Annotated in this window: 20 protein-coding genes; 6 read left to right on the plus strand and 14 right to left on the minus strand. The window is 64.9% G+C overall.

Features of this window, described 5'->3' with window-relative positions:
* Positions 1-55 precede the first annotated feature (55 nt).
* The 3 genes from AC13EK_RS21445 (at position 56) to AC13EK_RS21455 (ending at position 2,719) form a co-directional block, all read left to right on the plus strand.
* Complete coding sequence (locus AC13EK_RS21445) at positions 56-949, plus strand: LysR family transcriptional regulator (protein ID WP_029548055.1); 894 nt, start codon at positions 56-58, stop codon at positions 947-949.
* A gap of 288 nt (positions 950-1,237) precedes the next feature.
* Positions 1,238-1,945 carry a response regulator transcription factor CtrA gene (gene ctrA, locus AC13EK_RS21450; protein ID WP_004212203.1) on the plus strand — a complete coding sequence of 236 codons (708 nt, stop codon included), beginning with the start codon at positions 1,238-1,240 and terminating at the stop codon, positions 1,943-1,945.
* A gap of 156 nt (positions 1,946-2,101) precedes the next feature.
* Entirely contained in the window at positions 2,102-2,719 is a 618-nt protein-coding gene (locus tag AC13EK_RS21455) for a methyl-accepting chemotaxis protein (protein ID WP_017502956.1), read from the plus strand.
* Positions 2,720-2,810: 91 nt separating this feature from the next.
* On the opposite strand, the gene AC13EK_RS21460 is transcribed toward AC13EK_RS21455, so the two are convergent.
* Both AC13EK_RS21460 and AC13EK_RS21465 read right to left on the minus strand, forming a co-directional pair.
* Complete coding sequence (locus AC13EK_RS21460) at positions 2,811-3,503, minus strand: hypothetical protein (protein WP_069337234.1); 693 nt, start codon at positions 3,501-3,503, stop codon at positions 2,811-2,813.
* A 99-nt stretch (positions 3,504-3,602) separates the two neighbouring features.
* Entirely contained in the window at positions 3,603-4,925 is a 1,323-nt protein-coding gene (locus AC13EK_RS21465) for a S8 family serine peptidase (RefSeq protein WP_277788107.1), read from the minus strand.
* A gap of 90 nt (positions 4,926-5,015) precedes the next feature.
* Between AC13EK_RS21465 and AC13EK_RS21470 the strand changes: the two genes are divergently transcribed.
* Both AC13EK_RS21470 and AC13EK_RS21475 read left to right on the plus strand, forming a co-directional pair.
* A complete protein-coding gene (locus AC13EK_RS21470) occupies positions 5,016-5,504 on the plus strand; it encodes an RNA polymerase sigma factor (protein WP_004212209.1) in 489 nt (162 codons plus the stop codon).
* Positions 5,501-6,187, plus strand: a complete 687-nt coding sequence (locus AC13EK_RS21475; RefSeq protein ID WP_069337240.1) for an anti-sigma factor family protein — start codon at positions 5,501-5,503, stop codon at positions 6,185-6,187. The genes AC13EK_RS21470 and AC13EK_RS21475 overlap by 4 nt, the downstream gene beginning before the upstream one ends.
* Before the next feature lie 167 nt (positions 6,188-6,354).
* Here the strand turns inward: AC13EK_RS21475 and AC13EK_RS21480 are convergent, their stop codons facing one another.
* From AC13EK_RS21480 to AC13EK_RS21505, 6 genes are all read right to left on the minus strand, one after another.
* On the minus strand, positions 6,355-9,189 hold the full coding sequence (locus AC13EK_RS21480) for a TonB-dependent receptor plug domain-containing protein (RefSeq protein ID WP_069337241.1): 2,835 nt from the start codon (positions 9,187-9,189) through the stop codon (positions 6,355-6,357).
* A 115-nt stretch (positions 9,190-9,304) separates the two neighbouring features.
* A complete protein-coding gene (locus AC13EK_RS21485; RefSeq protein WP_069337242.1) occupies positions 9,305-10,081 on the minus strand; it encodes a metallophosphoesterase family protein in 777 nt (258 codons plus the stop codon).
* Positions 10,082-10,114: 33 nt separating this feature from the next.
* A complete protein-coding gene (gene dcd / locus AC13EK_RS21490) occupies positions 10,115-10,669 on the minus strand; it encodes a dCTP deaminase (protein WP_004212213.1) in 555 nt (184 codons plus the stop codon).
* A 7-nt stretch (positions 10,670-10,676) separates the two neighbouring features.
* On the minus strand, positions 10,677-11,150 hold the full coding sequence (locus AC13EK_RS21495) for a cytidine deaminase (RefSeq protein ID WP_069337243.1): 474 nt from the start codon (positions 11,148-11,150) through the stop codon (positions 10,677-10,679).
* Complete coding sequence (locus AC13EK_RS21500; RefSeq protein ID WP_004212215.1) at positions 11,147-11,779, minus strand: GH25 family lysozyme; 633 nt, start codon at positions 11,777-11,779, stop codon at positions 11,147-11,149. Before AC13EK_RS21500 ends, AC13EK_RS21495 begins: the two co-directional genes overlap by 4 nt.
* A gap of 64 nt (positions 11,780-11,843) precedes the next feature.
* Entirely contained in the window at positions 11,844-12,326 is a 483-nt protein-coding gene (locus tag AC13EK_RS21505; protein ID WP_069337244.1) for a UPF0262 family protein, read from the minus strand.
* A 122-nt stretch (positions 12,327-12,448) separates the two neighbouring features.
* On the opposite strand from AC13EK_RS21505, the gene AC13EK_RS21510 reads away from it, so the two are divergent.
* Positions 12,449-13,936 carry a replicative DNA helicase gene (locus AC13EK_RS21510; protein WP_010339984.1) on the plus strand — a complete coding sequence of 496 codons (1,488 nt, stop codon included), beginning with the start codon at positions 12,449-12,451 and terminating at the stop codon, positions 13,934-13,936.
* Between the two features lie 37 nt (positions 13,937-13,973).
* Here AC13EK_RS21510 and AC13EK_RS21515 read toward each other — a convergent pair whose 3' ends face one another.
* The 6 genes from AC13EK_RS21515 to AC13EK_RS21540 all read right to left on the minus strand — a co-directional run bounded on the left by AC13EK_RS21515 (position 13,974) and on the right by AC13EK_RS21540 (position 21,183).
* Positions 13,974-14,369, minus strand: coding sequence for an MAPEG family protein (locus AC13EK_RS21515; RefSeq protein ID WP_004212218.1), 396 nt, complete (start codon positions 14,367-14,369; stop codon positions 13,974-13,976).
* A gap of 39 nt (positions 14,370-14,408) precedes the next feature.
* Positions 14,409-16,298 (minus strand): CocE/NonD family hydrolase, encoded by a 1,890-nt coding sequence (locus AC13EK_RS21520; protein WP_277788108.1) that lies wholly within the window; start codon positions 16,296-16,298, stop codon positions 14,409-14,411.
* Positions 16,299-16,374: 76 nt separating this feature from the next.
* Positions 16,375-18,186 (minus strand): DUF885 domain-containing protein, encoded by a 1,812-nt coding sequence (locus AC13EK_RS21525; RefSeq protein ID WP_483022380.1) that lies wholly within the window; start codon positions 18,184-18,186, stop codon positions 16,375-16,377.
* A gap of 139 nt (positions 18,187-18,325) precedes the next feature.
* Positions 18,326-19,126, minus strand: a complete 801-nt coding sequence (locus AC13EK_RS21530) for a phosphoadenylyl-sulfate reductase (RefSeq protein ID WP_069337247.1) — start codon at positions 19,124-19,126, stop codon at positions 18,326-18,328.
* Positions 19,119-19,559, minus strand: coding sequence for a DUF934 domain-containing protein (locus AC13EK_RS21535; protein ID WP_004212223.1), 441 nt, complete (start codon positions 19,557-19,559; stop codon positions 19,119-19,121). The genes AC13EK_RS21530 and AC13EK_RS21535 overlap by 8 nt, the downstream gene beginning before the upstream one ends.
* On the minus strand, positions 19,552-21,183 hold the full coding sequence (locus AC13EK_RS21540; RefSeq protein ID WP_069337248.1) for a nitrite/sulfite reductase: 1,632 nt from the start codon (positions 21,181-21,183) through the stop codon (positions 19,552-19,554). Before AC13EK_RS21540 ends, AC13EK_RS21535 begins: the two co-directional genes overlap by 8 nt.
* Between the last annotated feature and the right edge of the window lies 1 nt (position 21,184).

Raw genomic sequence — 21,184 nt, forward strand, 5'->3', positions numbered from 1 at the left:
TCTAGCGATCAGGTTCGTTTCTTGAATAAGCAGTGTTGAAACGGATTGTTTCCCTATGCGCCTACCTGATTTCGAGGCCTGGGCGATGTTCGCCGCCGTGGTCGAACATCGCAGCTTTACTGACGCGGCCAAGGCGCTCAGCGTCTCCAAGGCCACCGTGTCCAAGGCGGTGACCCGTCTGGAGCAGCATCTCGACACCAGCCTGTTCAGCCGCACCAGCCGCCGCCTGGCGCTGACCGAGAGCGGCCGGCGCCTTGCCGATCATGCCCAGCGCATCCTGGCCGAAGGGCAGGCAGCGGAGGAAGCCGCGCGCGACGAGACTGCTGAACTCTCCGGCACGGTGCGCCTGGGCGCGCCGATGAATTTCGGCCTGCTGCGGATCGCGCCGCTGATCGCGCAGTTCACCAAGGAAAATCCGCTGGTCGATGTCGACCTGCATCTGTCTGATGCCAAGATCGACATCGTCGAACTCGGCCTCGACGCCACCATCCGCATCGCCGACATGCCCGACAGTTCGCTGCGCGCGCGCCGGCTGGCGGATGTCCATATGCATGTCGTCGCCTCGCCCGCCTATCTGGCCGAGCGCGGCCGCCCGACCCATCCGTCCGACCTCGGCAGCCATGACTGCCTCTGCTATTCCAATGTCACCGCGCCCGATGTCTGGCGCTTCACCGGGCCGGGGCAGCAGAATGTCACGGTGCAGGTCCGCCCGCGCATCACCGTCAACAGCGGCGAGGCGATGATGCCCGCGCTGCGGCTTGGCGTCGGCATCGCCCGTCTGCCCGATTTCATCGTCGGCGATGCGATCCGCTCGGGTGAACTGGAGGAGATATTGCTCGACTGGCGGCCGCCGCCCTTCGGCCTGCATCTGGTGACGCCGCCCTCGCGCCTGCGGCCGGCACGGGTGGAGGCGCTGCTCGACTTCCTGACCCGCCACCATGGTTGCTGAGGCTGGTTTACGAAGTGCAAATTTCCGCCTTGTGACGGCCGCGGATCGCCCCTGCGAAAGGCGGAACCAGGGCAGGACTTTGCTCGTTTCGTCCCGGAATCCAGCTTGACTCCATAGGGATCGTTACGGGGTCAACGCTTTGTAAATAGATTCGTTTTTATACGACTCGCGGATTCCTGCGGGTTAGCGAAAAATTAACCTTTGTCCTTCAGAAGTTTTTTGGTTAATGATTGCGAGCAGAAACCGTTCTGGTGGGGTGAACGGACCTGCGACACGAAGGGGCTTCCAATGCGCGTGCTGCTGATTGAGGACGAACCGACCACCGCCAAGGCGATCGAGCTTATGCTCACGACCGAGGGCTTCAATGTCTACACCACCGATCTCGGGGAAGAGGGCCTCGATCTCGGCAAGCTGTACGACTATGACATCATCTGTCTCGACCTGAACCTGCCCGACATGCACGGCTATGACGTGCTGAAAAAGCTGCGGGCGGCACGGGTGCAGACGCCGGTGCTGATCCTGTCGGGCGTCGCCGAAATGGACAGCAAGGTCCGGTCGTTCGGCTTCGGCGCCGACGATTATGTCACCAAGCCGTTCCATCGCGAGGAACTGATTGCGCGCATCCACGCCGTGGTCCGCCGCTCGAAGGGCCATTCGCAGTCGGTCATCCGCACCGGCAAGCTGGCCGTGAACCTCGACGCGAAGACCGTGGAAGTGGACGGCAACCGCGTCCATCTGACCGGCAAGGAATATGCGATGCTGGAGCTGCTCTCGCTCCGCAAGGGCACGACCCTTACCAAGGAGATGTTCCTCAACCATCTCTATGGCGGCATGGACGAGCCCGAACTCAAGATCATCGACGTGTTCATCTGCAAGCTGCGCAAGAAGCTGGCGCTGGCCTGTGGTGGCGACAATTATATCGAAACCGTCTGGGGCCGTGGCTATGTGCTGCGCGATCCCGATGAGGTCGAAGCGCTCGAAGCGCGGGTTGCCTGATCGACCGCTGATTGCATGTCAGGGGGTGGAAAGGCCGGCGGTCCGATGGGATCGCCGGCCTTTTCCGTGTCCGCCATATTGTTACAAATTATGTAATTTCCGTAGAATTAAGCCGCTATTTACCATCGTTGCCTAGGCCGGGGGTGAAGGAGTTTTATGTTCATGGGCCAGGCCATTCACCCCCACAGCCGCGATGCCGTCTGGGACGCCATCTGCCGTTCGCAGGCGGTGATCGAATTTGCGCCGGACGGCACGATCCTCTGGGCCAATGACCTGTTCCTGGCGACCATGGGCTATGCGCTGGGGGAGATTGTCGGCCGCCATCATCGCATCTTCTGCGACGAAGGCCAGGCGCGCTCGGCCGCCTATGCGGCGCTGTGGGACAAGCTGGCGCAGGGCGATTTCGATGCCGGCGAATATCGGCGCCTCGACAAGCATGGCCGCGACATCTGGCTTCAGGCCACCTATAACCCGGTCTTCAATGCCGAAGGCCGGGTCGAGCGAATCCTCAAGATCGCGACCGACACCACCCCGTCCAAGATATTGCGCGCGGAACTCAAAAGCACGGTCGACGGGCTGGTCGACATTGTCGACACGATCAGCGGCATCGCCAACCAGACCAACCTGCTCGCCCTCAACGCCACGATCGAGGCGGCACGGGCGGGCGAGGCGGGGCGCGGCTTTGCGGTGGTCGCGGCCGAAGTGAAGAAACTGGCGGGGGACACGCGTGCGGCGACCGATCGCGCCCGCGCCATGGTGGTCGCGTCCAGCTGATCCCGTCGCCCGATTGCGGACATGATGCGGCCGGCGATCCGATGGGGATCGCCGGCCGCTTCCGTCAGGCGACGGCTACGGGGTTATGGGGTCAATCGGTCGCCTGATCGGAAGAGGAAGGGGTAGCGGCCTCGCTCTGCGGCTGGCTGGTGCTGCCATGGGTCTCGCCACTGCCCGAAAGCTGGCCGCTCGCGTCGATCGAGGCAGCGCTGTCGACGGCATTGGTCGCGTTGCCCGCGACATTGCTCGCCGCCGATCGCGCGCCGCTGGCCGTCGAGCTGGCTCGATCCCGTGCGGTGGCAACCGTGCTGCCTGCCCGGTCACGGGCCGATGCCACGGTGCTGCTCGCCCGATCGCGCGCCGTCGCGACGCCGCTTTGCGCCCGGTCCCGTGCGGCGCCGACCGTGTCGCTCACCCGGCTGCGCGTCGTATCGGTTGCGCTGGTTACATCGTTGGTGCCCAGCGTATCGACCGCCAGATTGCCGCTGGCCGATCCCGATCCGCTGGCTGAGCGGCTCTTGCCACGACGGCTTGCCGATCCTTCGGCGCGGCCATTGCCATTGCCGTTGCCGCTGGCGCCGACCCGGCCATTGTCGAGGTCGATGCTGCGATCTAGGCTGCCCGATCCGCCGAACGAACCACCCAGCGTGCCGCCTAGGCCGCCGGTCAGCCCACCCAAACCGCCACCACCCAGTGCGCCGCCGCCGCCCAGCAATTGGGCCGAGGCGGGGGCCGTGGTGAGCGCCGCGAGGCAGGCGGTTGCGATGATAATCTGCGTCTTCATGGACCGTCTCCTTGGTCATCTTGATCCGATGACAGGACAACGGCGGCGCGTTTCGCTTTAATCCCGGACGTCTGAATTTTTCTCGCAGGGTACGGAAATTCAATCCATATTTCTGCAAGTCTCGCACAATATGCCGGCGCCATAGCCCTTGCCGCGACCGGGTTTTGCCTCCCGCCGCAGCGCCTCGACCGATCCGCCAGCCATCAGCCGCCCGGCCACCAAAGGCGCCGCAAAGGATGTGCCGCGCACCTTGTCCCGGCCGCCCGCCATGTCGGCGGCCATCATGTCCGCGCCGGGCGCGGCGAAATCGACATGGGCCGCGCGCCCGGCCTCGGGCAGCAACCGGCCCCGCCCGTCCACGCCGGTCACCGCGATCACCTGCGGGTAGGAGGCGGGGTAGGCGGGCAGGGCGGCCGGGCCGTCATTGCCGACCGCGGCGACCAGCATAACCCCCTTGTCGCGCACCAGCCGGATCGCCCCGGCCAGCAAGGGATTGTCCGGCCCGACCAGGCTGATCGTCACCACCTTCGCGCCGCGCGCCGCCATCCAGCCCAGCGCGCGGACGATGGCAAAGCTGCTGCCACCGGCGGGATCGTCGCCATAGACATCGGCAACCAGCAGCGGCGTGCCCGGCGCGGCGCCCTTCACGCTGCCATATCCGCCGATCAGGGATGCTACCGCCGTGCCATGGGCGCTGGCCCGTGGCGCGCCGGCAACGAAGCCGCGCTGTTCGATCGCGCCGGCCAGCGCCGGATGCGCGGCAACGCCGCCGTCGATCAAGCCCGCCGCGCCGCGCCCGACACTGCCATGGCTCGCCAGTGCAGCCGATCGCCGCTCTGTGGCCACGCCGCTCGGGAAATAGAGATTGTCGGCGCTCGCCTGCGCCTGCGGGGCGATCTTGCGCACATTGCGCAGCGCGCGCGCCAGGCTCTGGCCGTCCGGCACGGTCAGGCGGGTGATCGCCATGTCGATCCCCTCCGCCTCGATCCGTTCCACGCCATAGCCGGCCGCGCGCAGTGTCTCGATCGCGGCCGCGTCCGCCCCGGTCAGCAGGATGATGCCCCGCCGCGCCGGCTCTCGCCGGTCGTCCAGTTCGACCGCGTCGCCATGCTGGCGCAGCAGCGCGTCGATCCGCGCCGCGCGCGCCGCTGCCAGCCGATCGGCCAGCCGCGCCGGCGAGAGCCGCTCCAGCCCGCTCTGGTCGACGACGCTGCCCAGTCGGTCGAGCGTATCGGGCAAAAGCTGGCCGACCCCGCCCAGCGCACCGCCCCCCAACGTCCCAGCAGCCGGGGCGGGCAGCAATTGCGCCTGCGCAGCCGGTGCCGCCAGCCACAACCCCGCGATCAGCAACGGGCGCGTCCATCTCATCTCTGTCTCTTCCCGCCGGTCATCGCCGGCCTTTTCAGCGTCAAAATCGGCCATCGTCAAAAAAATTCCGGTTGCTGGACTTTCTGAAGGATGAAACGGCCGGGCAGGGACGTTTCATCCCTGTAAGAATATCTTGGAGAAACCATGTCGTTCGAGCGCGACCTGCTGGCGATCCTGCCCCGGCTGCGGCGTTTTGCCGCCAGCCTGTCGCATGATCGCGCCGATGGCGACGATCTGTGCCAGGCGGCACTGGAAAAGGGGCTGCGCGCCCGCGACCAGTGGCAACCGGGCACGCGGCTCGACAGCTGGATGTATCGGATCATGCGCAATCTTTGGATCGATGAGGGCCGCGCGCGGCAGCGGGCCGCCAGAACCTTCGCGCCGGAAGAGGCGGGGGCCGATGTCGGCTATGCCGGCGACAAGGCGGTGGAACAGGCCATGACCCTGTCCGACGTTGACCGGGCGATGCAGGCATTGCCGCCCGAACAGCGCGAGGCGATCGCGCTCGTGCTGGTGGAGGGGCTGTCCTACAAGGAGGCGGCTGCGATATTGAACATACCGATGGGCACGCTGACCTCGCGACTGGTGCGCGGTCGCGGCGCGCTCATCGAACTATTGGGGGAAGCGGCATGACCGACATTGACGAAGCCATGCTGATCGCCTGGGTGGATGGCGAACTGGACGAGGTGACGCGGCGGCGCGTCGACCGCGCCGTGGCGGACGATCCCGCGCTGGCCGCCCGGCTGGAGCAGCATCGCCGGCTGCGGGCGCGGTTGGCCGGCCATTTCGCGCCGATCGCGCAGGAGGATGTGCCCGCGTCGATGCAGGCCATGCTGGTGCCGCCGACGGTGGTGCCGATCGCGCGACCCTCGCGGCGCTGGAGCTGGGTTACGGGCGGCGGGATCGCCGCCAGCCTGCTGCTGGGCCTTGGCATCGGCCATATGTCGGGCGGGCCGGATGGGCCGATTGCGGTAAAGGATGGTGCGATGCTGGCACAGGGATCGCTTGCCACCGCGCTCGACAGCCAACTGGCCTCGGCCGGGGAGGATGGCCCGGTCCGCATCGGCCTCAGCTTCCGGCGCAAGGGCGGGGGGTGGTGCCGCAGCTTCGACGGCGCGGCCATGGCCGGCGTCGCCTGCCGCACCGATGCCGGCTGGCAATTGCTGCAGGCGGTACCCGGCAAGGGCCAGACGAGCGAATATCGCCAGGCCGCCTCGGCCGATCCGCGCCTCCTTTCCACCATAGACGGCCTGATCGACGGCGCTCCTGCCGATGCGCAGGGCGAGCGGGCGGCGCAGGCGGCCGGCTGGCGCTAATCGTCGCTTCGCTGTCGCCTGACTGTCGCTTCGATGTCGCCTCAGTGTCGCTTCACCGTGGCGTGACTGTCGCTTCGGTGGCGCATCAGGGACGCGTGGCAGGCGCGCCAAGCCGCAAAAACGGCTGATTTGGCGTCGCACGACACTGTGAACTTTCAACTGTCGCGTCAGAATTCCAGGTTCAGCCGGCCATAATAGAAACCGCCGCTGATCCCATAGGGGGCATAGGCATTGTAAAGGCTGCCGGCCGTCCGGTTCACGGGCTTCAATTTGTTGGGATAGGTGTTGAGCAGATTATTGGCGCCGACCGACAGCTTGACGCCCTTCGCCAGCCGGTAGCCCAGTTCGAGGTCGAGGATCGTCTTGGGGCTCAGCTTCTCATCGACATAATCATAGAGGCAGCCGGGGCTGTTGGCGGTGCAGCTTTGGAAATCCTCGGTATGATAGACGGCGGCGCTCGCCCGCTGATAGATTTTGCCATAGCGGGTGGCGCGCAGGTTCAGGTTGAAATCGCCCTTTTCCCACAGGATGTTGCCGATCAGCTTGTCGCGCGGCGTGCCTTCGGAAAGGTCACCCTGCTTGGCCCGGCCGATCAGCACCAGCCCGGATGCGGCGATCTCGTCGGGGACCGGATCGATATGGGTGAAGATCGTCTTGTTGAAATTGGCCGACAGGCTGATCGTCGCGGTGCCGAAGTCGCCCAGCCCCGCCCGATAGGTGCTGACGATGTCGAGGCCGCGGGTGCGCGTGTCGGCCGCGTTGGAGAAGATGAGGCCACCGGCAATGCCCTGGATGCCGGCCGCCGCCAGCGCGTTCATGACCACCGGGCCGCTCAGCGTTTCGGACAGCAGGATGCGGTCCCTGACCTTGATCTGATAGGCATCGACCGTGACGTTGAAATTGGGGGCCGGGGTCAGGACGATGCCGGCGGAAAAGTTGGTCGACTTTTCCGGCTTCAGCGGCTGCGCCCCCAGCGCCCGCGCGGCGACGCCGTCGACCGGCAGCGCCTGCACCGGCAGCAGCTGGTTCACGCCGTTGACGGTGACGTTGATCGTGGAGGAGGAGGCATAATGTTGCTGCTGCAGCGTCGGCGCGCGAAAGCCGGTGCTGGCGGTGCCGCGAATGGCAAAGCCGCGAAACGGCTCGATGCGCAGCGACGCCTTGCCGGTATCGGTGGTGCCGAAGTCGGAATAATCCTCATGCCGTCCGGCAAGGCCGAACTCCAGCCCCTCGACGATCTGGCCTTCCAGATTGATATAGGCGCTCCAGTTGTCGCGGCTCCAGTTACCCGATCCTTCGGGCAGGAAGCCAGTGACGCCCTGCGACCCGACCCCGGTCCGCGTCGCCCCCGCGAACCAACTGCCGGCCGGCGAGACATAGCCGCCATCGATATAGGATTCCGGGTCGCCCGGACCGATCAGGAACTTGTTCTTCTTATATTCGGCACCAACCGCGACCGACAGCGGCCCGGCGAGGCCGATGTCGAGCTCCTTGCTGAAGTCGAGATTGCTGGTCCATTCGTCGAAGCGGATCTTGCCGAGATAGAAATGGGTCGGGCTGGCCGGCCCCATGGAGGGATTGAGCGAGGTGGTCTGCGCATATTTGACCTCGTCCTGCGCATAGCTGGTCGACAGGTCGACATGGATGCCGCCGCCAATCTCGCCGCGCAGGCCGCCGGCGACCTGAAAATCCTCGTCATAGACGTGGATGCGCGGGATATAGCCCTCGGGGTAGATCTCCAGGATATTGTTGAGCGCCGCCGGATTGCGATAGGTCAGCCAGCCGGCCGCATGGCGCTTGGAGTAAGTGCCGAAGCTGTACAGCTCCATGTCGCCGCCGACCGGCATCATCGTGTCATAGCTGGCATTGCCGCCGATCACCTGCGGCTGGCCATATCTGGCGCGGATGCGGTCCGGGTCGGCATTGCGCGCGTCGCCGGTGGGGTAGAAGGGATTGCTGGTGATCGGACTGCTGTTCACCACCGTATTGTCCTGCAGCACGCCTTCGCCCGACAGGTGGATATAGCCGCCGTCCGGCCCGATCGCGAAACCCTTGTCGATCTGCCAGCGGCCCTGCCAGCCGCCATTGTCGGCGGTGCTGCCCATGGTCAGCGCCGCGCCGCCCTGCGTGTCGTTCTTCAGGATGATGTTGACGACGCCGGCGATCGCATCCGACCCATATTGCGCCGACGCGCCGTCGCGCAGCACCTCGATCCGCTGGATCGCGTTGCCGGGGATCAGGTCCAGGTCCGGCGGCGACTGGCCATTCTGGACCGACCCGTTGATGAACAGGGTGGCGGTATTGTGCCGCCGCTTGCCGTTGACCAGTACCAGCAACTGGTCGCCGCCCAGGCCGCGCAGCGACAAAGTGCGCACCGCCCAGCTGGCGCCTGCGCCATTGTTCGATACATTGATCGACGGGACCAGCGTACCGAGCAGATCGCGCACCGACTGCTTGCCGCTGGCTTCCAGATCCTTTTCGCCCAGCACGTCGATCGGCGCCAGGCTTTCGGCGACGGTGCGGGTCGTCTGGCGGGTGCCGGTGACGATGATGGGCGCGGATTCCGCTGCCGGCTCCGGCGCAGGCGCCATGGCGAGGCCATCGAGCGTAGCCGTGCCACTCGCCTGCGCGAACTGGATCGCCAGCGGTCGGCGACGCACCGCGCTGCGGTTGGGCGGGGTGACGAGGGCGATGACGCCAGCGCCGGCCGGGGATCGGCGCAATTCGGTGCCGGCCAGCAACTGGCTGAGCGCATCGTCGGTGCTCAGCCATCCTTCGACCCGGCGGCTGCGGATATTGGCGACTTCATCATAGGGGAACAGGATGCGAATGCCGGCCTGCGCCGACAGCGCCCGCAGCGCGCCGCTCAGGGGCTGCGACGGGATGGAGAATTTGTGCCGCTGCGACAGGCTGGTGTCCGGCGCAGGGGCGGCAAGCAGTTGGGTCGGCGCAACAAGGCATGTGGCGAGCGAAAGCCCCGCCAGAACATGGCGTTTCTGCATGATATGTCCCCTGCTGATCGGCATTTTTGCCGTTGGTCATGGGAACGAAATATGGCGGTCGATCCGCCATGGACCGGCAACAAAAGCGCCGGGCGCGGCTGTCGCGGCTGAAGGCTCAGGTCTCGCCGGTCTGCAGGAACCAGCGGTCCGCGCCTTCCAAGCCGATCGCGGTCAGCCGGCCGGAATAATAGGCCCCGGTATCGATGCCGATGCGATTGGCCAGATTTTCGACCTCGGGCGTGATGCTGTGGCCATGGACCACCATCTTGTCATGCCGTCCGCCATGATTGAGGAAATCGCCACGTATCCAGCGCAGATCGGACGGTCGCTGCTCGGCGATCGGCACTCTGGGGCGGATGCCGGCATGGACGAACAGATAATCGCCGACCGTCAGATGATCGACGAAGCTGTCGAGGAAATCGACATCCGCGCGCGGAATATAGTTCATCATCCAGTGGGCGATTGCCCTGTCGTCCATGTCGGCGCTGAGCGAAAGCGGCAGGCCGTAGCTGGCAAGCGTTTCCATGCCGCCAATCCGACGGAAGAAGCCGACCGCGCCCTGGTCGCCGCGCGCGGCCATGACGAAAATCTCTTCATGATTGCCCTTGAGCAGCCGGATGTCGCTGCCCGATCCGTGCAGTGCCCGGACCCGCTCGATCACCTGCGCCGAATGCGGCCCACGATCGATCAGATCGCCGAGCAGGATGAGGCATCGCCGCTTCCCAGGCCGCAGCGCATCGTCGGCGGCGAGCATGCCAAGCAGTTGGTCGAGCAGGTCGAGCCGACCATGAATGTCGCCGATCGCATAGATGCGCCAGTCATCCTCCACGCTGGGAGGCAGCCCGTCCTCGTCATTGGATCGGCGCAGGAATTTCAGCATCGGGAGGGCCATGTGCGCTTCATGGCCCGCGATGCTGCCACAGCGTCACAGGCGCGGCAATGTCACACCCTGCTGTCCCATATATTTTCCGGCCCGGTCGGCATAGCTGACCTCGCAAGGCTCGTTGCCCTGCAGGAACAGGAACTGGCAGGCGCCTTCATTGGCGTAGATCTTGGCGGGCAGCGGCGTGGTATTGGAAAATTCCAGCGTCACATGGCCTTCCCAGCCCGGTTCCAGCGGCGTGACGTTCACGATGATGCCGCAACGGGCATAGGTGGATTTGCCAAGGCAGATCACCAGCACGTCGCGCGGGACGCGAAAATATTCGACCGTGCGGGCAAGGGCGAAGCTGTTGGGCGGGATGATGCAGACGTCGGTCTTGCGGTCGACGAAGCTGTTGGCGGCGAAATCCTTGGGATCGACCACAGCGCTGTCGACATTGGTGAAGATCTTGAACTCGTCGGCGACGCGCGCATCATAGCCATAGGAGGACAGGCCATAGCTGATGCAGCCGTCGCGGCGCTGATTCTCGACGAACGGCTCGATCATGCGGTTCGACTGGGCCTGCTTGCGGATCCAGCGGTCGGAAAGGATGGACATGGGTCTGTCAGCTCTTCTGTGCAGGGGTGATGCCAAGGTCGGCCGGGCCGAAGGCGTGGGGCAACAGGTCGGCAACGCGATGTTCGACCAGGCCGTCACCTTCGGGCGCGACGCAATAGATGGCCAGGGGGCGGCCGGCCATCTGTTCGGCTTCGTTGATGACCTGGCGGCATCGGCCGCAGGGGCTGACGATCGCTTCGCCGCCGACGCTGCCGTCCGCCGCCATGCCGCCGCCGACGACCGCGATTTCGGCGACATCGGCCAGGCGGCCCTGCGCGTTGACGGTCGCCAGCGCGACCGTTTCGGCGCACAGCGACAGGCCGTAGCTCGCATTTTCGAAATTGCTGCCGGTGACGATGCTACCATCGGTCAGGCGCACGGCGGCGCCCACGGCAAAGCGGCTGTAGGGCGCATGGGCATGGGCCAGCGCGCCGCGTGCTGCCGCGACCAGCGCGGCGATATTCTTGTCTTCTGCACTCATGGTGCCACCACATCCCATCTGATCGGTCCGTCGACGCCGTCGATATGCCGCATGTCGCTGGCTGTCCACATCACCCAGGGCCGTTTGGCATAATCGGGCGCGAAGAAATTGCCATCGACCCACAAGGTCCGGTTGATGCCGCTGGCAATGTCATATTGGGCGTCGAAATCGGCGCTGATGTTGAGCAGGGCGGGCTTGCCGGCATGGCTTTCGACCAGATTGACCAGCGTGTTGAGTTCCGACAACACCTGATCGCGGCCCGGCCGCGTGGCGCAGGACGGATCGAACCCCAGCCGGATGACCGGGGGCAGGGCGGCATTGTCGCGCGGCACGGTGGTCATGAACTGGGTCGCCTGATCGACAGCCTTGGCGCACAGGCTATAGTCCAGCGCCGCGCCATAGCGCATGCCCGCGCCGCGTGCGCCGCGCCAGTTGGCGGCGAACAGCGGGTCGCGCAGGCTGGCGCCCCTGGCCGCGCGAATATAGGCGAAATCCGCCCCCTGCGCCGCCAGCGTGCCCCATTCGACCAGGCCGGTGTCGGATGTCACCGATACGCCCTGGGTCGGATATTCGTCACGGTTCGGAGCCCACCCGCGTGCATAGATCCACAGTGCCGAACCCAGCACCATTATGATTGCCAGAACCGCCCCCAAGCGGACCAGCAAGCCCCCCAAAGTCAAACGCCCGATGATATTACCCCTTGATGTGCAGGACGCAGATAAGTGTGAACAGGCGGCGCGCGGTGTCGAAATCGACCGCGATCTTCCCCTCCAGCCGCTCTTTCAGCATGTCCGCTGCGTCGTTGTGAATGCCCCGCCGGGCCATGTCGACGGTTTCGATCTGCGTGGGCGAGGCATTGCTGATCGCCTGATAATAGCTGTCGCAGATCGCGAAATATTCGCGGATCGGCCGGCGGAAACGGCCCAGGCCCAGGATGATCGCTTCCAGCGGGCTGTCGTCCGCGCGGTTGATCTCGATGACCAGGCGCCCTTCCTCGACCCGCAGCACCACCTTGTAGGGGCCGGCATAGCCGTCGGCATGGACGCGCTCGGGCGCGAAATGATTATCCTCCAGAAGGTCGAAAATGGCGATGCGCCGTTCCTGCTCGACATCCGCGTTGCGCCACAAGATGGTGCGCTCGTCGAGCTTGATGTCTATGATGCGCGGATCGGCCATGGCGGGTCTGCTGTCAGTGCGGCGGCGGGCCACGAAAAGCAAGCGGGACTTGTGGCGGGGGAGATGCGGTTGTTTCAACCTTCGCCCTTGCGCGACCCGCGCCGTGGCGCGATGAGGGCGCAATGGTCGAACTCGTGAAACTCAATGCCGCTCCCGAAGAGGGCGGGCTGGAACTGCCGCGCAACGTCGAAGCGGAGGCTGCGCTGCTCGGCGCGCTGATGATTGACAACCGCATCGCGGAGGATGTGCAGCTCAAGCTGAAGCCCGAACATTTCTTCGAGCCACTGCATGGTCGTATCTATGAGGCGGTGATGCGCCTGATCGAGCGCGACATGATCGCCAACCCGGTGACGCTCAAGCCGATGCTGGAACAGGATCCGGCGCTCAAGGAGCTGGGCGGAGCGGCCTATCTGGCGCAGCTCACCGGCAGCGGCGCGGCGCTGCTGGGTGCGCGCGACTTCGCGACCCAGATCTATGACCTTGCCCTACTTCGTCAGCTTGTGAACGTCGGTCGAGAACTGGTTGATAATGCTCTGGATACTAGCGAGGATGTCAATCCGCGCGAGCAGATCGAGCTGGCCGAAGTCGCGCTTTACAAAGTGTCGGAAGGCGAGGGCGAGAGCGGGTCGGTCAAGAGCTTCCTTTCGGCCTCCACCATGGCGGTACAGGTGGCTGAACGTGCGCTCAACAGCGGCGGCCATGTGTCGGGTATCACCACCGGCATCAACAGCCTCAACGAGAAGATCGGTGGTCTGCACAATTCCGACTTGATGATCCTGGCCGGTCGTCCGGGCATGGGCAAGACGTCGCTGGCGACCAATATCGCCTATAATGCGGCGTCGCGCTGGCTGCGCGACCATAATGACGGCATTCCGCCGGAAAAGAATATGGGCGCCAAGACCGCCTTCTTCAGCCTCGAAATGTCGGCCGACCAGCTCGCGACCCGCGTTCTGGCCGAACAGTCGGGGATCAGCGGCGAAGCGCTCCGCATGGGCAAGATCAGCCGGGCGGACTTCCAGAACCTGTCGCGCGCCGCGCGCGACCTGCAGGAACTGCCGCTGTTCATCGACGACACGCCGGGCCTGACGATCGCGGCGCTGCGCACCCGCGCGCGCCGGCTCAAGCGCCGTCATGATGTCGGTTTCATCGTCGTCGACTATCTCCAGCTGCTGCAGGGCAGCGGCAAGGCGGGCGATAGCCGCGTCAACGAAATTTCGGAAATTTCCCGTGGTTTGAAGACGTTGGCGAAGGAACTTCATGTCCCTGTGCTGGCGCTGTCGCAGCTCAGCCGTGCGGTGGAACAGCGCGAGGACAAGCGTCCGCAGCTGTCAGATCTTCGCGAGTCGGGCTCGATCGAGCAGGATGCGGACATGGTCTGGTTCGTGTTCCGCGAGGATTATTATGTCGCCGCCAAGGAGCCGGGCAACAAGGAAGGTCCCGAGCATCAGGAATGGGTGCAGGAGATGGAGCGCATCTACGGCCTGGCCGAGGTGATCGTCGCCAAGCAGCGTCACGGTTCGACCGGCCGTATCCGCATGAAGTTCGACGCCAAGATCACGCGCTTCTCGGATCTGGCCGAGGGCAGTTCCTACCTCGAAGACCTCGAATAAGCGGGCATGGCGGCGGACATGTCCGCCGCCACCGGGTTCAGCCGGCGACGAACGCCTTGAAGACGATGCACAGGCCGATCATGCTGGCGAGATAGGCGAGCGAGCGGACCACTGGCACGCCCAGGCCATAGAGCGGCAGGTAGAGCGCGCGCGACACCAGCCACAGCCAGCCACCGATCGCCGTCCATTCGCTGGTGCGGCCGGCCACGACCACGCCGAACAGCACGATGATCGCGATCGGGAAGGTTTCCAGGAAATTGGCCTGGGCGCGGACCAGCCGGCCGCCGACGGGATCGAGCGGGGGCAGGTTTTCATCCCGCGCCCCGGTATTCCATTTCAGGCCATATTGCTTCGTCTTGAGATGCGCCGCCGCGAAGATATGGACCAGCAGCAGGACGCAGGCCCAGGCCAGGATCTTCAGTTCAACCGCCATCATGCCCTCCCTTGATCGCGGCGGCGCATTGCCATCCGCTTATTTGACGATAGGCAACCATATCGCGCTGGCGCCCGCCGCGCCATATTGCACGCTCTGGGTCGCTGGCTTGTAGTCGCCCGGCTTCGCGTCGAAGATCGAGGGCACATAGGTCTGCGGGTTGCGGTCATAGACTGGGAACAGGCTGGACTGGATCTGCACCATGATGCGATGACCCGGCTTGAACACATGGTTCACATTGGGCAGGCCGAACTTGTAATTTTCCGCCTTGCCCGGAGTCAGCGCCTGCGGCTTGTCGAAGCCATGGGCGTAGCGGCCCCGGAAAATGTCGATGCCGATCGGCAGTTCATATCCGGCCATGACCGGATTGGCGGTGTTTTCCTCCGGATAGACGTCGATCAGCTTCACCACCCAGTCGCTGTCGGTCCCGCTGGTCGCGGCGAACAGGTCGACCATCGGCTGGCCGGCGATATGGACGTCCTTGTCCAGCACCGGCGTCACATAGGTCAGCACATCGGGCCGACCATCGACGAAACGCTGGTCCTTCACCAGCCAGGTGCGCCAGGCCTCATTCTGGTCCTGATGGATCGGCCGGGGCAGATAGGGAACCGGCTTGGCCGGATCGGACACATAGGAGTCGCTGCCCGCTGTTGCCGGCTTTGCCCAGGACAGGCTGTAACTGGCGCCGAGATAGAGCGGGGTCGGCGTGCCGCCCGGCCATTTGGCGCGGGTTTCCCATTTGTCGATGCCGGTCGCATAGGTTAGCGAGCCGGGCATGCTGTAGCCGGCGGGCGGATTGTCCTTGAGATAATGGTCGAGGAAAGGCTTCATTGTGCCGACGCGGAACTGGCGGCCGGTATCGCCCTCGAACTGCAGATCGCCCAGGCTCCGGCCCTCATAATTGACGCCGCTATGGCGCCAGGGGCCGATCACCAGGCTGACCATATCATTCTTCTTGTCCTGTGGTTCCAGCGCCTTGTAGACCGCCGGCGCGCCATAGCTGTCCTCCTGGTCCCACTGGCCCACGACCAGCATGGTCGGCACGGTCAGCGTGCGCTTGGCCAGCAGCTTGTCTACCGCCTGTTCCTGCCAATAGGCGTCATAGGCCGGATGTTCGAGCAGCTTGCGGACCGAAGGGAAGGCGTCGAGGCCATAGGCGCGGGCGAAGTCGCCGGCCGATCCGGCGTTCAGCATCGTCGTATATTCGTCGCCATTGCCCATCGGGATCGCGCCGCCGCCCTTCTTGGCGGTCTGCGACAGGCTGTAGCCGAAGCCGAAATTGCGGAAGGCGCCATTATGGAACCAGTCGTCGCCCATCCAGCCGTCGACCATCGGGCTCTGCGGCACGGCGGCCTTCAGCGCAGGGTGCGGATCGATCAGCGCCATCAGCGAGGTGAAGCCGGGATAGGAGGAGCCGGTGATCGCGACCTTGCCGTTGGTTTCCGGCACATTCTTCACCAGCCAGTCGATCGTGTCATAGGCGTCGGTGCTATTGTCGACATCGGTCTTGTTGAGCGGGCCACGCAGCGGACGGGTCATGACATAGTCGCCCTCCGACCCGTGCAGGCCGCGCACGTCCTGATAGACGCGGATATAGCCGTCATTGACGAAATCGGCATCCATGACCGGCAGGATTTCCTCTATTCTTTGGCTGCGGTTGCGGCTGGTCGCCTTGCCCGCATCATAGGGGGTGCGGGTCAGCAGGATCGGGCCGTGGCTCGTGCCCTTGCGCATGACGATGACGGTGAACAGCTTCACCCCGTCGCGCATCGGGATCATTACTTCCTTGCGCACATAGTCCGCCTGCGGCCGGGCCGGATCATAGACATCGACCTTGTCCGGGGTCATCGGATCGGTCTGGGCGGCGATCGGCGCGGCGAGCGCAGCGATCATCAGGGCGGCAGTGGAAATCTGTGCGGCACGAAGCATGGCGATACCCCTTTGTTCTTTTGTGATCATGCAACGGGTCCGGCCTTGAGGAAAGGCCGGACCCGCTTGTCCTGTGTCAGGCCTGAACGAGCGCGCGGGCGCGATCCTCGATCCGCTTTTCCAGGATCGACAGCGGCATCGCGCCTTCCTCAAGAACGGCGTGGAACTGCTTGATATCGAACTTGTCACCCAGCAGCGCCTGCGCCTTTTCGCGGGCCTTGGTCCAACTGCCATGGCCGACCTTGTAGCTGGTCGCCTGGCCCGGCTGGGTGCAGTAGCGCTCGACCTCGCGCTGGCAGCGGGGGCGGGCAAAGCCGGTCTTCTCGACCATGTAATCGGTCGCCTGCTTGACGCTCCACTGCTTGGAATGAATGCCGGTGTCGACCACCAGGCGGGCGGCGCGGAACAGGAAGGACTGGAGATAGCCGGCACGGTCGATCGGCGTCGCATAGCCGCCCAGTTCGTCGGCCAACTGCTCGGCATAGAGCGCCCAGCCTTCGCTATAGGCGCTCATGAAGGCGATCTTGCGCAGCATCGGCACGTCACCGGCGGTCTGCGCGGTCGAGATCTGGAGGTGATGGCCGGGCACACCTTCATGATAGGTGAGGGCGGGCAGACCATATTTCGGCCAGTCGCCGACATCCTTCAGGTTGATGAAATAGATGGCCGGGCGCGAGCCGTCGAGCGCAGCGCGATTATAATAGCCGTTGGAGGCGCCATCCTGGATCTCGACCGGCACCGCGCGGATTTCGAGCGGGGTATTGGGGATGGTCGTGAACGCCTGGGGCAGCTTCGCCTTCATGGCGTCGAGATCGCGGTTGAGCTGGGCGAGCAGGGCGGCGCGGCCGTCCGGGCTGTCGGCATAGAGCTGGGCCGGATCGACATTGAGCGCGGCGAGCTTTTCGCCGACGCTGCCCTTGGTGAAGCCGGCGCCGTTCAGGATCACGTCCAGCTTGGCGCTGATGTCGGCGACCTGCTCCAGTCCCATGGCGTGGATCTGATCGGCGCTAAGGTCGGTGGTGGTCGCCTGCTTGAGCGCCGCTGCGTAGATTTCATCGCCGCGCGGGGTGCGCCATACGCCGTCACCGGCGGCGGTCTTGGGCTTCAAGGCTTCGATCGCGGCGATCTGTTCGTCGAGCGCGGGATAGATCGACTTTTCGACGATCGCGGCGGCCTGTGCCTGCCAGTCGCCGGTCACGCCCTTGGCGGCGGCGCGCTTCACCAGCGACTGGACCAGGCTGCTGGTCGCGGCGGGCTGGCCGCGGAGCTTCTTCATCTGGCCGAGCGTCAGGTCGAGTGACCATCCGGGGGCGAGATAGCCGCGCGCGGCCTCGTCCCGCTGCAGCGCGGTGTCGGTGCGCAGGTTGCGGGCGAAGGCATCGAGCCGGGCGACATAGGCCTCGCAATCACCGGCCGTGTTGATGGTGTGCGCGGTGTTGAGGAAATCGGGCGTCTGGAAATAGCTGCCGCCCTGCTGGAAGATGCGATAGGGGCGCTGGACGCTGTTGAGGCCGAATTTCGCCGGGGCGACGGTCTGCTGGTCGAGCGAATAGAGGATGACCTCCAGGTTCAGGCGCTGCGCATCCGACAGGGCGGCGCCCTCATAGCCCTTGAATTCCTTGATCGCCGCCTGGGTCGCGGCCAGCTTCTTCATCGTGCCGGACTTACTGTTGTCGTCGAGCTGGCTCTTGGCGGCGGAACGGGCGCCCTTGTCGAGGTCGAGGCTGGTGACCATGGCCGGCGACAGGTCGAGCTGGCGCTCGAAGGCGGTGGCGAAGGCGGCCGACAGGCGCGCATCATCGGCGCCGGCCGTCTGGGCCAGGGCGCGAGGCGCGGCGGTGGCGAGCGCAACCGCGCCCGAGGAAAGCAGAAATTGACGACGATCCATGGGGCGACTCCCTTAAGTCCCGTTGGAAAGGGGGGAGTGTATTGCGCTGCTGACACGACAGGTCCAGCGCGCGCCCGCGCTTGTTACGCAATGTTACAATAAGATAGGGGACGGGCACCCCGCAGGGCGCCCGGTGCGATCAGAAGGCGGGCAGGTTTGCCGGGTCTTCCGGATCGACGACGGGGATCGGCGTGACCGGTGAATGGATGCCGCATTCCACCTTGTCCCAGCCGCGCCAGCGACCGGCGCGCGGGTCTTCGCCCGGCAGAACCTTGGACGTGCAGGGTTCGCAGCCGATCGACAGATAGCCCTGCGCCTCCAGCGGGTGACGCGGCAGTTGTTCGGCCTCGAAATAGGCTTCCAGATCGGTCTTGGTCCAGTCGCCCAGCGGATTAATCTTGAGCCGGCCGTCCTCGACCTCGAAACGGGGCAGGTTCTGGCGCGTCACCGACTGGAACGCCTTGCGGCCCGAAATCCAGGCGTCCAGGCTCGCCTTGGCGCGCTTCATCGGCTCGACCTTGCGGATTTCGCAGCAGCCGTCGGGGTCATAGGACCAGCGCAGGCCGGTTTCGTCCTTCTTGGCCAGCACCGCCGCGTCGGGCGCGACCACGCTGCTGTTGGTGAAGCCCAGCCGTGCGATCAGCGTGTCGCGATAGTTGAGCGTTTCGGCGAACATCTTCTGCGTGTCGACGAAGATCACCGGGATGGCCTTGTCGGCCTTGGCCACCAGATCGAGCAGCACCGCGCTTTCCGTGCCGAAGGAAGAGACGACGCCGACATTGCCGGCGAGGCCTTCCGCGAACACGGTCTTGAGCATGGTCAGCGTATCGACGCCCTCGAAACGCGTGTTGAGCGCATCGGCATCCCCCTGGGTAAAGACGGGGCGGGCATCGATCACATCTACTAGCCGCTCTGGGATCTGGCGGGCAGGTTCAGCCATCAATTTTCTCCGGATGCCGTTTCGCCCAGACGGGCTGACGGCCATCGATCGTCTTCTGATAGACGTCGGCATAGCGGGTGAGCGCGCGCTCCACGGCGGCGTCATCCAGGGCTTTGGCGGGGTGGAAACTGTCGAAGCCGCAGCGGCGCATGGCGTTGATCTGGTCGACCAGCACATCGCCCACGGCGCGCAATTCGCCCTGATAGCCCGATTCCCGCAGGATGCGCGCGGCCGAATAGCCGCGCCCGTCGCCATAGGCGGGGAAGTTCACCTCGACCAGCGAGAGGCGATCGAGGTGGGGCAGCAGTTCGCGTGCATCCTCGCCCGGCTCGATGCGGACGGCGGTGGCGTTGGACTGGCCGGTGAAGGATTCGACCGTGACAGCCGGCTCCTGCGCGGCTTCACCGTCGCGGAAGGAGAGGAACTCAACCATAGATCGCCTCCTTGAAGGGCTTCATGCCGATGCGGCGATAGGTGTCGAGGAAACGCTCCCCGTCGGTGCGTTCGGCGAGGTAGATGTCCGTGACCTTCTCGATCGCGTCGACCACGCCATCCTCGGAGAAGCCGGGGCCGGTGATCTGGCCGAGCGAGGCGTCCTCCGCGCCCGATCCGCCGAGCAGCAGCTGGAAATTCTCCACGCCTTTCCGGTCGACGCCCAAAATGCCGATATGGCCGGCATGATGGTGGCCGCAGGCGTTGATGCAGCCCGAAATCTTCAGCTTCAGTTCGCCCAGCTCCGCCTGACGTTCAGCATCGGCGAAGCGCTGCGCGATCTTCTGTGCCAGCGGAATCGAGCGGGCATTGGCCAGCGCGCAATAGTCGAGGCCGGGGCAGGCGATGATGTCGGTGATGAGGTCAAGGTTTGCCTCGGCCAGTCCCGCTTCGTCCAGCTTCTGCCAGATGGCGTAGAGATCGGCCTTCTTCACATGCGGCAGGACCAGGTTCTGCGCATGGGTGACGCGCAGTTCGTCGAGCGAATATTGCTCGGCCAGCGACGCGACCAGTTCGATCTGTTCGGCCGACGCGTCGCCCGGAATGCCGGTCAACGGCTTCAGGCTGATATTGACGATCGCATAGCCCGGCTGCTTGTGCGCCGCGACCTGACGGTCGACCCACAGGGCAAAGGCCGGATCGGCACGGTCGATGTCTTCGCTCAGGCCCGTTTCATAGGCCGGGTTGGCGAAGAAGGCGCGGATGCGGTCCAGTTCCTCGGTCGGCGGGTTAAGGCCCAGTTCGCGCATATGGGCGAACTCTTCCTCGACCTGGCGCTTATATTCCTCGACGCCGATCTCATGGACCAGGATCTTGATGCGGGCCTTGTACTTGTTGTCGCGGCGACCGTAGCGATTATAGACGCGCAGGCAGGCCTCCAGATAGGAGACGATCTCCTCCTCCGGTACGAAATCCCTGATCTGCGGCGCGACCATCGGGGTGCGGCCCATGCCGCCGCCGGCATAGACTTCGGCGCCGATCACGCCATCCTTCGACACCAGCTTCAGGCCGATATCGTGCAGGCGCATCGCCGCGCGGTCGTCATCGCTGGCAATCACGCAAATCTTGAACTTGCGCGGCAGATAGGTGAATTCCGGGTGGAAGCTGGACCATTGGCGCAGCAGTTCGGCCCAGGGGCGGGGGTCCGCCACCTCGTCGGCGCTAACGCCGGCATATTGGTCGGAACTGATGTTGCGGATGCAGTTGCCGCTGGTCTGGATGGCGTGCATCTCCACCGTCGCCAGTTCGGCGAGGATGTCGGGCGCATCGGCCAGCTTGATCCAATTATATTGCAGGTTCTGGCGCGTGGTGAAGTGGCCATAGCCCTTGTCGTACTTGGCCGCGATCTCGCCCAGCTTGCGCATCTGCTTGCCGCTGAGCGTGCCATAGGGGATGGCAACACGCAGCATATAGGCGTGGAGCTGCAGATAGAGGCCGTTCATCAGCCGCAGCGGCTTGAACTGATCCTCGGTCAGGGCGCCGGTCAGGCGGCGTTGCACCTGGTCGCGAAATTCATCGACGCGGGCGTCGACGATGGACTGGTCATAGCTGTCGTAGCGATACATG

The sequence above is a fragment of the Sphingobium sp. L-44 genome (genome assembly GCF_056859495.1).

Bases quoted from the DNA above. Each gene is read 5' to 3' on its own strand.
- AC13EK_RS21485 (WP_069337242.1), bottom strand. From the start codon at position 10,081: ATGGCCCTCCCGATGCTGAAATTCCTGCGCCGATCCAATGACGAGGAC.
- AC13EK_RS21530 (WP_069337247.1), bottom strand. From the start codon at position 19,126: ATGGCTGAACCTGCCCGCCAGATCCCAGAGCGGCTAGTAGATGTGATC.
- AC13EK_RS21520 (WP_277788108.1), bottom strand. From the start codon at position 16,298: ATGCTTCGTGCCGCACAGATTTCCACTGCCGCCCTGATGATCGCTGCG.
- AC13EK_RS21465 (WP_277788107.1), bottom strand. From the start codon at position 4,925: ATGGCCGATTTTGACGCTGAAAAGGCCGGCGATGACCGGCGGGAAGAG.
- ctrA (WP_004212203.1), top strand. From the start codon at position 1,238: ATGCGCGTGCTGCTGATTGAGGACGAACCGACCACCGCCAAGGCGATC.
- AC13EK_RS21445 (WP_029548055.1), top strand. From the start codon at position 56: ATGCGCCTACCTGATTTCGAGGCCTGGGCGATGTTCGCCGCCGTGGTC.
- AC13EK_RS21500 (WP_004212215.1), bottom strand. From the start codon at position 11,779: ATGGTGCTGGGTTCGGCACTGTGGATCTATGCACGCGGGTGGGCTCCG.
- AC13EK_RS21540 (WP_069337248.1), bottom strand. From the start codon at position 21,183: ATGTATCGCTACGACAGCTATGACCAGTCCATCGTCGACGCCCGCGTC.
- AC13EK_RS21475 (WP_069337240.1), top strand. From the start codon at position 5,501: ATGACCGACATTGACGAAGCCATGCTGATCGCCTGGGTGGATGGCGAA.
- AC13EK_RS21460 (WP_069337234.1), bottom strand. From the start codon at position 3,503: ATGAAGACGCAGATTATCATCGCAACCGCCTGCCTCGCGGCGCTCACC.
- AC13EK_RS21510 (WP_010339984.1), top strand. From the start codon at position 12,449: ATGGTCGAACTCGTGAAACTCAATGCCGCTCCCGAAGAGGGCGGGCTG.
- AC13EK_RS21495 (WP_069337243.1), bottom strand. From the start codon at position 11,150: ATGAGTGCAGAAGACAAGAATATCGCCGCGCTGGTCGCGGCAGCACGC.
- dcd (WP_004212213.1), bottom strand. From the start codon at position 10,669: ATGTCCATCCTTTCCGACCGCTGGATCCGCAAGCAGGCCCAGTCGAAC.
- AC13EK_RS21515 (WP_004212218.1), bottom strand. From the start codon at position 14,369: ATGGCGGTTGAACTGAAGATCCTGGCCTGGGCCTGCGTCCTGCTGCTG.
- AC13EK_RS21480 (WP_069337241.1), bottom strand. From the start codon at position 9,189: ATGCAGAAACGCCATGTTCTGGCGGGGCTTTCGCTCGCCACATGCCTT.
- AC13EK_RS21525 (WP_483022380.1), bottom strand. From the start codon at position 18,186: ATGGATCGTCGTCAATTTCTGCTTTCCTCGGGCGCGGTTGCGCTCGCC.
- AC13EK_RS21505 (WP_069337244.1), bottom strand. From the start codon at position 12,326: ATGGCCGATCCGCGCATCATAGACATCAAGCTCGACGAGCGCACCATC.
- AC13EK_RS21535 (WP_004212223.1), bottom strand. From the start codon at position 19,559: ATGGTTGAGTTCCTCTCCTTCCGCGACGGTGAAGCCGCGCAGGAGCCG.
- AC13EK_RS21470 (WP_004212209.1), top strand. From the start codon at position 5,016: ATGTCGTTCGAGCGCGACCTGCTGGCGATCCTGCCCCGGCTGCGGCGT.
- AC13EK_RS21455 (WP_017502956.1), top strand. From the start codon at position 2,102: ATGTTCATGGGCCAGGCCATTCACCCCCACAGCCGCGATGCCGTCTGG.